Annotated in this window: 11 protein-coding genes and 1 pseudogene; 10 read left to right on the forward strand and 2 right to left on the reverse strand. The window is 71.8% G+C overall.

The genetic code is table 11. The annotated features are described in order from the left end of the window. Window positions 1-1,464, reverse strand: a complete 1,464-nt coding sequence (locus AB0J02_RS28840) for an MFS transporter (protein ID WP_363196707.1) — start codon at window positions 1,462-1,464, stop codon at window positions 1-3. Window positions 1,465-1,692: 228 nt separating this feature from the next. On the opposite strand from AB0J02_RS28840, the gene AB0J02_RS28845 reads away from it, so the two are divergent. The 7 genes from AB0J02_RS28845 to AB0J02_RS28875 all read left to right on the forward strand — a co-directional run bounded on the left by AB0J02_RS28845 (window position 1,693) and on the right by AB0J02_RS28875 (window position 9,104). Then, window positions 1,693-2,592, forward strand: coding sequence for a Gfo/Idh/MocA family oxidoreductase (locus tag AB0J02_RS28845; protein WP_363196708.1), 900 nt, complete (start codon window positions 1,693-1,695; stop codon window positions 2,590-2,592). A gap of 46 nt (window positions 2,593-2,638) precedes the next feature. After that, complete coding sequence (locus AB0J02_RS28850) at window positions 2,639-3,829, forward strand: DUF4032 domain-containing protein (protein ID WP_363196709.1); 1,191 nt, start codon at window positions 2,639-2,641, stop codon at window positions 3,827-3,829. Between the two features lie 437 nt (window positions 3,830-4,266). After that, window positions 4,267-5,088, forward strand: a complete 822-nt coding sequence (locus tag AB0J02_RS28855) for a helix-turn-helix domain-containing protein (RefSeq protein ID WP_363196710.1) — start codon at window positions 4,267-4,269, stop codon at window positions 5,086-5,088. An 84-nt stretch (window positions 5,089-5,172) separates the two neighbouring features. Further along, a complete protein-coding gene (locus tag AB0J02_RS28860) occupies window positions 5,173-6,222 on the forward strand; it encodes a PhlD (protein ID WP_363196711.1) in 1,050 nt (349 codons plus the stop codon). 92 nt (window positions 6,223-6,314) lie between these two features. Beyond that, the gene (locus AB0J02_RS28865) at window positions 6,315-6,986 is read left to right on the forward strand and encodes a TetR family transcriptional regulator (protein ID WP_363196712.1); all 672 of its coding nucleotides are present in this window, start codon (window positions 6,315-6,317) and stop codon (window positions 6,984-6,986) included. Window positions 6,987-6,994: 8 nt separating this feature from the next. After that, window positions 6,995-7,786, forward strand: a complete 792-nt coding sequence (locus AB0J02_RS28870) for an SDR family NAD(P)-dependent oxidoreductase (protein ID WP_363196713.1) — start codon at window positions 6,995-6,997, stop codon at window positions 7,784-7,786. Between the two features lie 223 nt (window positions 7,787-8,009). Next, window positions 8,010-9,104 carry an acyltransferase family protein gene (locus AB0J02_RS28875; RefSeq protein WP_363196714.1) on the forward strand — a complete coding sequence of 365 codons (1,095 nt, stop codon included), beginning with the start codon at window positions 8,010-8,012 and terminating at the stop codon, window positions 9,102-9,104. Here AB0J02_RS28875 and AB0J02_RS28880 read toward each other — a convergent pair. After that, a complete protein-coding gene (locus AB0J02_RS28880) occupies window positions 9,085-9,780 on the reverse strand; it encodes a DUF2470 domain-containing protein (protein WP_363196715.1) in 696 nt (231 codons plus the stop codon). The two genes, AB0J02_RS28875 and AB0J02_RS28880, sit on opposite strands and share 20 nt — an antisense overlap. A gap of 199 nt (window positions 9,781-9,979) precedes the next feature. Here AB0J02_RS28880 and AB0J02_RS28885 point away from each other — a divergent pair, with 199 nt between their 5' ends. The 3 genes and pseudogenes from AB0J02_RS28885 (at window position 9,980) to AB0J02_RS28895 (ending at window position 11,322) form a co-directional block, all read left to right on the forward strand. After that, window positions 9,980-10,267, forward strand: a complete 288-nt coding sequence (locus AB0J02_RS28885) for a hypothetical protein (protein ID WP_363196716.1) — start codon at window positions 9,980-9,982, stop codon at window positions 10,265-10,267. A gap of 48 nt (window positions 10,268-10,315) precedes the next feature. After that, window positions 10,316-10,804, forward strand: a pseudogene (locus AB0J02_RS28890) (VanZ family protein); the annotation flags it as partial. 116 nt (window positions 10,805-10,920) lie between these two features. Next, the gene (locus AB0J02_RS28895) at window positions 10,921-11,322 is read left to right on the forward strand and encodes an ATP-binding protein (RefSeq protein ID WP_363196717.1); all 402 of its coding nucleotides are present in this window, start codon (window positions 10,921-10,923) and stop codon (window positions 11,320-11,322) included. Window positions 11,323-11,362 lie beyond the last annotated feature (40 nt).

The raw sequence follows: 11,362 nt of genomic DNA on the forward strand, positions 1-11,362 counted from the left end.
TCACACTCCCTTGGTCGTGGCCACCTGAACCGCCCCTCCGGCGGTCAGGTCCTCCCGCCCGCGGTCGGACGGGACGGCCAGGGCGACGGCCGTGGCCACGAGGGCGACCGTACCCGCCATGGCGAACGCGATCCGATAGCCGGACAGCGACGGCACCGCGGCGCCGCCGACGCGGGTCGTGTGGTGTACGAGGACGGCGGCGACGGCGGCGCTGGAGACGGCCTGCCCGATGGTGCGCATGAGGACGTTGACGCCGTTCGCGGACGCGGTCGCTCCGGGTGGCACGGCACGCAGGATCAGCGTGGGCAGCGCCGAGTAGGCGAGGGTGGTGCCCGTCGACACGACGGCCGCGCCGACGAGGATGACCCACAGATCGGTGCTGTCGGCGATGCGCACGGCGTAGCCGAGCGCGAGCACGACCCCGCCGATGGCCAGCGTGACGCGGGGGCCGCGCGTGGTGGAGACGCGGGCCGAGACCGGGGAGAAGAGCAGCATGATGACGCCGTTGGGCAGCATGCACAGTCCGGTCGCGACGATGGACAGGCCCAGGCCGTATCCGGTGGCGACGGGGGCCTGCACGAGCTGCGCGGTGACGAGCGAGTTGGCGTAGAACGCGAAGCCGGTGAAGAGCGCCGCGACATGCGGCAGTCCGACGCGGCGGCCGGCGGCGAGGCGCAGGTCCACCAGGGGCCGTCCGGTGCGCAGTTGGTGCCACGTCCACAGGCCGAGGATCGCGACGGCGCCGCCGAACAGGCCGACGACACGGGCGCTGCCCCAGCCCCACTGCCCGCCCTGGGAGACGCCGAGCAGCAGGCTGATCAGCCCCGCCGCGAGGCCGAGAGCGCCGAGTGCGTCGAAGCGGCCCGGCGCTCTGACGGGCGATTCGCGCACCGCCCACCAGGCGAGCGAGAGGCCGAGCGCGCCGAGGGCGCTGGTCGCCCAGAACATCACGTGCCAGTTCGCGTACTGCACGATCAGCGCGGCCAGCGGCAGGCCGAGGGCGGCGCCGATGCCGACGGTGGAGCTCATCAGGGCGACGGCGGAACCGGTGCGGTGCGGCGGGAGTTCGTCGCGCAGGATGCTGATGGACAGCGGTACGACGGCGGCGGCGGCGCCCTGCAGCGCGCGGGCGGCGATCAGGATCCGGATGTCGGAGGTCAGCGCGCACAGCACGGAACCGCCGGTCATCAGGCCGAGCGCGATCAGCAGGACACGCCGCTTGCCGTACATGTCGCCGGCCCGGCCGAGGACGGGTGTGAGGACGGCGCCGGCGAGGAGGGTCGCGGTGACCATCCAGGAGACGGCCGCGGGCGACGCTCCGGTGAGCCGGGGCAGATCCGGCAGCAGCGGCACGACGACGGTCTGCATGACCGCCATGAGGATGCCGCCGAAGGCGAGGACGGGCACGGTGAGGCGCTCGCGCAGCGGTGGCGGCCCGGATATCGGGGCGGGGGCGGGGTCCATGGGGCTCCAGCTCGGGGACGGCGAGCGGCGGCCCGGCCGCCCGGGAGATCGGGTGAATCAGCATTCACCCGGTAGGTGAATCAGTATTCACCATGCCCTGCCCCGCTGTCTGCGCCTCGTCGGGTCCCGCCTGCCACCGCGGACGGCGGCGCAGGCCTGCGGCGCGGGCCGCCCGGTCGGCGCGCCGACGCCATCGGTCCCTGCCGCGTCCGGGCGATACTGCCGGTCATGACCTCGACTGACGCGCTCCGTTTCGGACTTGTCGGCACGGGCCCCTGGGCCCTGCGGACCTACGCCCCCACGCTCGCCGCCCATCCGCACACCGAGTTCACCGGCGTCTGGGGACGCCGCCCGGAGGCCGCCGCCGAACTCGCGGCCCGGCACGGCACGACGGCGTACGACGACGTGGACGCGCTGTTCGCGGCCTGCGACGCGGTGGCGTTCGCTGTGCCACCGGACGTGCAGGCCCCCCTGGCCGCCCGGGCCGCCGCAGCCGGCTGTCATCTGCTGCTCGACAAGCCCCTCGCCACGGAACCGGAAGCGGCCCGCGCCGTGGTGGAGGCCGCCGACGCGGCGGGCGTCGCCTCGGCCGTCTTCTGCACCCTGCGCTACGCGCCCGTCACCTCGGCCTGGATCACCGAACAGGCCTCCGTGGAGGGCTGGTTCACCGGCCGCGCCGACTGGTACGGCGCGCTGTACACACCCGGCGACGACGCCGGCGTGCGGGCCTCGACACCGTGGCGTGCCGAGCGGGGCGCCCTGTGGGACGTGGGCCCGCACGCCCTGTCGGTGCTGCTGCCGATCCTCGGCGACGTGGAGGCGCTGACGGCCCGAGGCGGCCCCGGCGACACCGTGCACCTGGTGATGCGGCACGCGTCCGGCGCTTCCAGCACGGCGGCCCTGAGCCTGACGACCCCGCAGGCGGCAGGCGGTACCGCGGTCGAACTGCGCGGCACGGCCGGGGTGTTGACGATGCCGACGGGCGGCACGGCACAGGAGTCCCTCGCCGCGGCGGTCGACGTCCTGCGGGAGTCGGCGCGCACGGGCGTGGCATCGCCGTGCGACGCCCGGTTCGGCCTGCGGATCACCGAGATCCTGGCGGGGGCGGAACGGTCCCTGGAGTCATAGGTTCCCGGACCGGAACCCGGCGACCGGGCCCTCTACGCTTGTGACCATGCCGCTCCAGATCAGCGCCACCAACCCCGAGCACCCGGTGCTCCTGCTCTCCCTGCCGTGGCACATCCCGCTGGAGGAGTGGCCACCGGAGTACCTCGTGCCGCTGCCGCGCGGTATCTCGCGGCACGTGGTGCGCTACGCGCGCGCCGGGGACGAGGTCGTCGCGGTGAAGGAGCTGGCCGAGCGCCCGGCACTGCGCGAGTACGAACTGCTGCGCACGATCGACCGGTTGGGGATACCGGCGGTCGACCCGCTGGCCGTCGTGACGGGCCGCGAGCAACCGGACGGCAGCCCGCTCGAACCGGTTCTGATCACCCGGTTCCTGGGCGGCTCCCAGCCCTACCGCTCCATGTTCGAGACGACGCTGCGCCCGTCGACCGTGCACCGCCTGATGGACGCGCTTGCCGTGCTGCTGGTCCGGCTGCATCTCGCCGGTTTCGCCTGGGGCGACTGCTCGCTCTCCAACACGCTGTTCCGGCGTGACGCGGGCGCGTACGCCGCGTATCTCGTGGACGCGGAGACCGGCGAGCTGCATGCGAAGCTGAGTGACGGGCAGCGCGAGTACGACATCGACCTGGCCCGGGTGAACATCAGCGGCGAGATGCTCGACCTGGAGGCCTCCGGGGCCCTGCACCCGTCCATCGACCCGATCGAGTTCGGCACGGAGATAGGGCAGCGCTACGCGAACCTGTGGAGCGAGCTGACCCGCACATCGGTGTACCCGGCGGGCAAGCACCACTACATGGAGCGCCGGATCCGGCGGCTGAACGACCTGGGCTTCGACGTGGCCGAGATGCAGATCTCCCGCTCACCGCTGGGCGACACCGTCACGTTCGTACCGAAGGTCGTCGACGCGGGCCATCACCAGCGCCAGCTTCTGCGCCTGACCGGCCTGGACGCGGAGGAGAACCAGGCGCGGCGCCTCCTCGGCGATCTGGAGAGCTGGATGGCGACCCAGGACGACGCGCCGGACGCCCGCCCGGAAGTGCTCGCCCACCGGTGGGTGCGCGACGTGTTCCGGCCGACGGTCCGCGCGGTGCGCGACCGGATCCCGACCCCGACGGACGCGGCCGAGTTGTACCACGAGCTCCTGGAGCACCGCTGGTACCTGTCCGAGCGCGCCCAGCACGACATCGGTCTGGACGCGGCGGCGGAGGACTACGTACGCAACATGTCCAAGACGGGGTGAGCCCGGGCGGCCGCTCAGGACCGGGCGCGGCCGGTGCCGTGGCCGCTACGTAATGGCGAGTGACGGCACCGACCGCAGCCAGTGACCCCCGGAGCCCGCTCGCGGACAAGTGCGAAACGTGCGTTCTGCAACGCATATTCCGGCCACATCGAACAAATTAGTGGCCCGGTCCCGCTCTCTCTTCCTCGAACACCCGAAGGCTCGTGAGTTACCCGACGCCGGGAAATTTCGGCCATTTTCGAGCGGCCGGGCACAGGTGCCCCATCACTGCGCCTACAGGCGCACAGTTGATGAAACCGGCAGGTGGGTAACCCCGCAGACCTCATCATGACGGACCGTCTGATCGTTTTCTTCGGGCAATGTTTATTACCAAAGGCGATGGGAGTATTTAGACTGCTCACGCTCAACTCTGCGTGTACGAAGAGGGATTACCCACCATGAACAACAAGGCGCTCCGCGCCCTGCTCCGCGAACGGCGCGCCCTCATAGCCCCCGAGTCCCACGGCTTCACCCGCCCGACGGGCCAGGGCCGGCGCGCGCCCGGTCTGTCGCAGCACCAGGTGGATCAGTTGCTGCACCGGACGCTCGGGACGTATCACCGGCTGGAGTCGGGGGCCTACCCGAGCCCGCCGGCTGATCTGCTGCGCGATGTGGCGCGGCTGTTCGGGCTGAATGAGCAGGAGTGGGTACTGCTGTGCCGTTATGCACTGCTGCAGGATCCGCCCGGACCGCTGTATCTGTCGTCGGGCAAGGAAATTCCGGGCGTGTGGCAGGAGGCGGTCGACGGCATCAGCCACATCGCCTACGTGTCCGACGCGTCCTGGGACCTGCTCGCCTGCAACCAGGCCTTCGTGGAACTGTTTCCCGGCCACCGGCCGCCGCCGAACCCGATGCGGTGGATGCTGCTGGACCGGCATGCCCGTCACATGCTCACGGACTGGGCCACCGCGTGGGCCCCGCTGCTGCTCCCCCAGTTGCGGGCGGCTCTGGCCGCACGCCCGGACGACGACACGCTGCGCCAGATCGAGAAGGAGGTACTGGCCGATCCGGACGCGGCCCCGATCTATGAGGCGGGCGGCTCCGCCATCCATCCGGACGGCGACGAACGACCGCTTCTGCACGCCCGCCTGGGCCCTGGCTGGGCGACCATGTGCGCGGCGCAGCCGCTCACTACACCGGGGGCGCGGTTGATGATCCTCGTCTTCCACCCCGGCGTCCGGCGGGCCCATCCGCGGATGCCCGCGCTGCAGGCGGGCTGATACTCCCCACTTCAACCATCTCCCGCGGTGACGTACGTTGAGCTGGCCCCCCACACCCCCTCCAGCCCCCGTGGGAGCCATCACATGCCCGACACGCCTGCGTACGTGTCCATCCCCCGAACCGTCCTGGGCGCCCACAAGGTGACCACCGACGAGATCGCGGACGACATACGCTCGCGCCACCCGGACCATCCACGTCTCGCAGCCGCCGTCCGCGCGGTGCGGGGATGTGGCGTGCGGACCCGGTACTTCACGCGTCCGCTCACCTCGGACACCGTCGCGGGCCGGGGCGGCGTGGGCGAGCGCGCCCGTGCCGCGTTCGCCGACGCGCTGGATCTGGCCCACGAAGCGGCGGAGTCGGCACTCGCCCGCGCGAACCTGTCGGCGGTGGACCTCGACGGGATCGTCACCACGCACTCCACCGGCTGGTCGGTGCCCAACCTCGACGTCCACCTCATGACCCGGCTGGGCATGCGCCCCACCGCCCGCGCTCTCGCGCACACGACGCTCGCGTGCACCGGGGGCACCAAGTCCCTCATCCGAGCGGCAGACATGGTGGCCGCGAGGCCCGCCGGCGCCGTGCTCGTCGTCGCCGCCGAAGTGATCTCCGCCGTGTACCACCACAGCGACACCGGTATCGACGCGATGGTCTACAAGGCCCTGTTCGGCGATTCGGCGGGCGCCGCCGTCGTCAGCGGCGAGCCGCTCGGTCCCGGCTTCGCGATCGGCGACAGTTTCGAGCACGTCCTCCCCGGCACCATGCGCCATCTGGGCGGCCGGATCACCTCCGAGGGGCTTCACTTCGACGCCACGAAGGAGGGGCGCTCCGCCTCCCGCGAGGCGCTGCCCGCGTTCACCGACTGGCTCGGCGGCCGCCGCACCGACTTCGCGGTCATCCACCCCGGCAGCCCGCGCATCATCTCCGACACCGCCGCGGCCCTGCGGGTCGACGACCGCTCCGCCCGCCACTCCACGGAAACCCTCACCGACGAGGGCAATCTCGGCGGTGTCAGCGTGCTCCGCGTCCTGGAGCGCACGCACGCCGAACCGCCGGCGCCGGGCGCCCGGGGCACCATGGTCGCCTACGGCCCCGGCTTCGCCACCGCCGCGCTTTACGGCCACTGGCACGCCTGAGACCCCCTCCCCCGAAACAGAGAGGCCCGCTGAAACGGAATGTCCCACTGAGACATGTGTCCCATCGGGACACATGGGTGTACCCTGAACACATGAAGGCGAACGAGCCCCTCCCCGCCCGGTCCCCCGAGGACCGGCGACAGGTCAAGGCCCGCCGGACGCGTGAGGCGCTGGCGGAGGCGGCCGTCGAGCTGGTGCTCGAGCGGGGGCTCGCGGACGTGACCGTCGAGGCGATCGCGGAGCGCGCGGACGTCACGCGCCGCACCTTCAGCCGGCACTTCGCCGGCAAGGAGGACGCGGCGCTGGACTTCACCCGCGCGGACGGCGCCCGGATCAACGCGGCGCTGCGCGCCCGCCCCGAAGACGAATCCCCGCTGCTCGCCTACCGCGGTGCCGTCGGGGACTGGCTGGCCGACCGGGAGACCCCCGGCTGGCACCACCGCCCCAGCCTGCGCCGGCTGTACGCCGCCGTGGACGAGGAGCCCGCCCTGTTCGCCGCGTACGAACGCATCCGGGTCGACGCCCAGGACGAGTCCGTGCGCATCATCGCCGACCGGCTCGGCACCGACCCGTCCCGGGACCTGCGTCCCGAGGTCGTCGTCGGCGCCGCCGCCGGTGTACTGACCGCCGCGCTGCGCACCTGGGCGCGCGGCACGGACAACGCCGCCGAAGACCTCGCCGCCCTGGTGACGCGGGCCTACGACGCACTCATCGGGGAGGCCGCCCGATCGGCCGCGACCTCCGACATCGCAACCAGAGAGTGAAACGCACCATGAGCACCACCTCCACCACCGGCCAGGTCGCCGAGTACGCCGCCGAGTTCGCCGGGAAGACCGCCCTGGTCACCGGCTCCGCCTCCGGCATCGGCCTGGCCACCGCCCGCCGCCTCGGCCGCGGCGGCGCGAACGTCGTCATCGCCGACTTCAACGAGCAGGGCGCCAAGGAAGCCGCGGACACCCTGAAGGGCGAGGGCATCGCGGCCGCGGCCGTCGCGCTCGACGTGACGCAGCCCGCCTCCGTGGAAGCCGCCGTGCAGTTCGCCGTGGACACCTTCGGCGGGCTCGACCTGGCCGTGAACAACGCCGGTATCGGCGGCGCCAGCGCCCCCACCGGCGACTACGACATCGACGTCTACAACCGCGTCGTGCGGACCAACCTCGACGGCGTCTTCTACTCGATGCGCTACGAGCTTCCCGCCATCGAGGCCGCGGGCAAGGGCGGCGCGATCGTGAACGTCGCCTCGATCCTCGGCTCGGTCGGCTTCGCCGGCTCTCCCGCGTACGTGGCCGCCAAGCACGGCGTCGTCGGCCTGACCAAAACCGCCGGCGCCGAGTACGCGGCCAAGGGCATCCGGGTCAACGCGGTCGGCCCGGGCTTCATCGAGACCCCGCTGCTCAAGGAGATGGACAAGGCCGCCTACGACGGTCTCGTCGGCCTGCACCCGGCCGGCCGGCTCGGCCAGTCCGAGGAGGTCGCGGAGCTGATCGCGTTCCTGCTCTCGGAGCGCGCCTCGTTCATCGCCGGCAGCTACCACCTGGTGGACGGCGCCTACACCGCCGTCTGATCGCCCGGTACGGCGAAATTCACCGCAAAGGGCCCTCAGGGACGAGATCGGTCTCGTCCCTGAGGGCCCTTTGCGCGTTCCGGAGAGACCCATGGGAGCTGAGCGCGTTCCCTGATGTCACGACCGTCATCCTGCGGCGCTTGTGTCACAGCCTCAGCCATGGAACGGTCTGTACGGGGCAGGCGGGGGGCTTGTCCGGCACGAGGAGGGGCGCAGGGGCTCGATGGAACGGCAAGCAGCACAAGGCATATCCGGCGGTGGCAAGGCACGCGAGTCGTACTTCGACAACGTGAAGTTCCTGACCATCGTGCTCGTCGCGTGCGGGCACGCGTGGGAGCCGTTGACCTACGGCAGTCGCGCGGTGACCGCGGTGTACCTCACCGTGTACGCGTTCCACATGCCGGCGTTCGCGCTCGTGTCGGGATACTTCTCCCGCAGCTTCGACATGGCCCCAGGTCGGCTGAAGCGGCTGGTGACCGGGGTCGTCGTGCCGTACGTCGTCTTCGAGGTGGCGTACACACTGTTCTACCGCTGGGCGCAGGACGATCCCGGATATCCGATCAGCCTGCTGGATCCCTGGTATCTGATGTGGTTCCTGGCGGCCCTGTTCATCTGGCGGCTCTCGACGCCGCTGTGGCTGCAGATGCGCCACCCTCTGCCCGTGTCGCTCGCCCTGGCGACAGGCGTGTCGATGATGCCGGACGCGGGCGGCGACCTGGCACTGCAGCGCGTGATCCAGTTCCTGCCGTTCTTCGTGGCGGGTCTGGTGCTGCGGCCCGAGCACTTCGCGCGGCTGCGTACCTGGCGGGTACGCAGGGCGATGGTGCCGGTGGCGCTGGCCGCGGTGGCGGCCGCGTACTGGGTGGCGCCGTGGTTCGACGCCGGCTGGTTCTATCACCGCGGGGCCGTGGAAGGGCGCGGGGTGCCCGCGTGGGCGGGGCTGTTCGCGACGCCCGCCCTGTTCGTCCTCGCGCTCGTGCTCTCAGCCTGCTTCCTGGCGTGGGTACCGGGGCGCAAGCTGTTCTTCACCGCGCTGGGCACCGGGACGATATACGCCTACCTGCTGCACGGTTTCGTCATCAAGAGCTCGCGGTTCGGGGGCTGGTACCACCACCCCTGGCTGCACACGCCGCTGGGCGAGCTGGCGGTGACGGCGACGGCGGTCACCGGCATCACCCTGCTGTGCACGAACCCGGTGCGACGCGTCTTCCGGTTCGTCGTCGAGCCGCGGATGGACTGGGCGTTCCGGCGCGCCGAGCCGGTGTCGCGGCCCGAGCGGCCCGCCGAGCGCGAGAAGGTCACCTCCGGCGGCGACTGACGGCCTGCGCCGAGGCGAGCAGGCAGTGCATGCGCTCGGTGAGCGAGGTCATGTCGTCGGCGGGGCTGTGGAACGGGATCCGTACGTCGGCCTGTCCGCGGGCCCGCTCCAGGCGCAGCGTCAGTCCGTGCCGGTCGACGGCGAGGGGCTGGACGCGCACGACACCGTGCAGGCTGTCGGGGGTGATGAGCCGGGTGAGCTGCTCGATGGCCTCGGGGTGCGCGTCGGCGAGATGCGTCAGCAGCCGGGGCTCGGCGAGGGCCAGCGGATCGGGGGCGGCGCCGGCGAGTTCGTCGAGGTCGATGCCGAGGCGTTCGGTACGGGTCTGGAGCACGGCGCGCTCGATGCGCAGCACCATCTCCTCACCGTCGGGCACGAGCTCTCCCGAGAGCCAGAGCCGGGCGCGGACCCGGTCGCGTACGGGGACGGGCGCCGCGTCGGCGAACTCCATGAGGGTGGTGGGGCGGCCGTGCGGTGAGCAGAGCACGGCCGCGGCGAGCACACTGTCCGGCGGCGGTGAGACGCGCACCGTGCCGTCCTCGGTGACGCGATGCGCGCCGACGAGGTCGTCCTGCCCCACATCGGTGGTGACGCCGCAGGTCCATGCGGCGGCGAGCACGGAGCGTGCGCGGGCCGCCGTGGTGGGCACGGCGGTAGCGATTTGTCGGACACCCATCCCGAACCTCCATTAGGTAAGCCTTGCCTAACTTAACGGAGATCGGCAACGGGGGTCCACCCCACCGCCCTGTGTCGTCGACCGGGCCGCCGCGCACTTTGATCGTGTCCCAGCCACCGGCTTGACCCAACTCCACGCGAACGAGCGGTGAATATGCCATCCGCCCGCGCGGCGCGATCCGGAACGGCATCATGCCGCCATGGACGGTACTGCGCTTCTGCGGGAGCTCTTCACGCCCGACGAATACGACGCGGTGAGCAGTCACGCGGATCACCTGGGGGTGACAGTCGTCGAGTACGTTCGCCGCACCGCGGCCGAACGGGCCCTGGAGCGGCTGCACTTGACCGAGGCCATCGAGACCCAGGCCCTGCACCTCGGGAAGTTGTCGATACCGCAGGTCGACCGGGCACGCTGCGGGGGCGGCGCCTCTTCGCCGGCCCTCGAGCGCTTCCTGGATACGCTGGCGCACCCCACCGAAGGAGGCTGACGCACCGTCAATCCGCGTGTTCCGGCCACGCCGGGGCATCCGGAGTCCATGACATCGGCGACGACACGACCCAGCAAGGCGGACCGGGCCCGTTCGAGAGGCTGGTGGCGGGTGCTTGTGCGGGCGGCGGTCGCGCTCGTCGCGTTCCTCGCCCTCGTCCTGTTCTCCGCCGTGCTGGCCCGCCTCACCCTCACCCCGTCCCCGGCGTCCGACCGGATCGCCGGGTCGAACCTGCGGCCGGGCGCCTCGCTCCGGCAGTACGCGGAGTCGTACACCTTCCTGGCCGCATGCAAGCAGATCGGCGGAAACCTCCTGCTCGGGGCGCCGTTCGGGCTGCTGCTCCCGGTGCTCGTGGCGCGTCGGATGCGCATGATGCGGGTGCTGCTGCTGACCGCGATCGTCATGGTGCTCGTGGAGCTGGCGCAGGGCGCGCTCGTGCAGGGCCGGGCGTTCGACGTGGACGACGTCATCCTCAACACGGCGGGCGCTTTGATCGCGTACGTCCTGGTCGGCCGCCGGATCGGGCACGGCTACCACGCACTGGCGGGCCCGCCACCCGAACGGACCCGCTTGCCGATCATGTCCCGTGGGAATGGGGTTCGTTACCAAGAGGGCAAGACCCATGCAGGAGACAGCGAGAGGAAGTGATCGTCATGCGTGCGTTCAAGGGCGCCGAACGGCGTGCCGCACGCGTGGAGTACCTGATGCCGCAGGGCACGGGAGCCGCCCGTTGGGCCCGGCGACTGACCCGGTCGTTCCTGGCGGGACGCACGGACGAGACGGCGGCGGACGCCGAACTGGTGGTGTCGGAACTCGTCACGAACGCCACGCGCGTGTCCGACGATCGCTGCCGGATGAGCCTGCGCATGGACGCGGGCGAACTGATCGTGGAGGTGCGCGACGGCGGGCCGGGGCTCCCCCACCTCAGGCCCGCCTCCGAGACGGCCGAGTCGGGCCGCGGCATCGCCCTGGTCCACGCGCTCGCCCAGCGCTGGAGCGTCGAGCCGGACCCGCGCGGCGGCAAGACGGTTCGGGCGGTCTTCGCCCCGTCCTGACGCCCGTCCGGCGTTCTCGTGAGCGGGCAGGCGCGGGCGG

The sequence above is a fragment of the Streptomyces sp. NPDC050264 genome, from assembly GCF_040655895.1.
GTDB lineage: Bacteria > Actinomycetota > Actinomycetes > Streptomycetales > Streptomycetaceae > Streptomyces.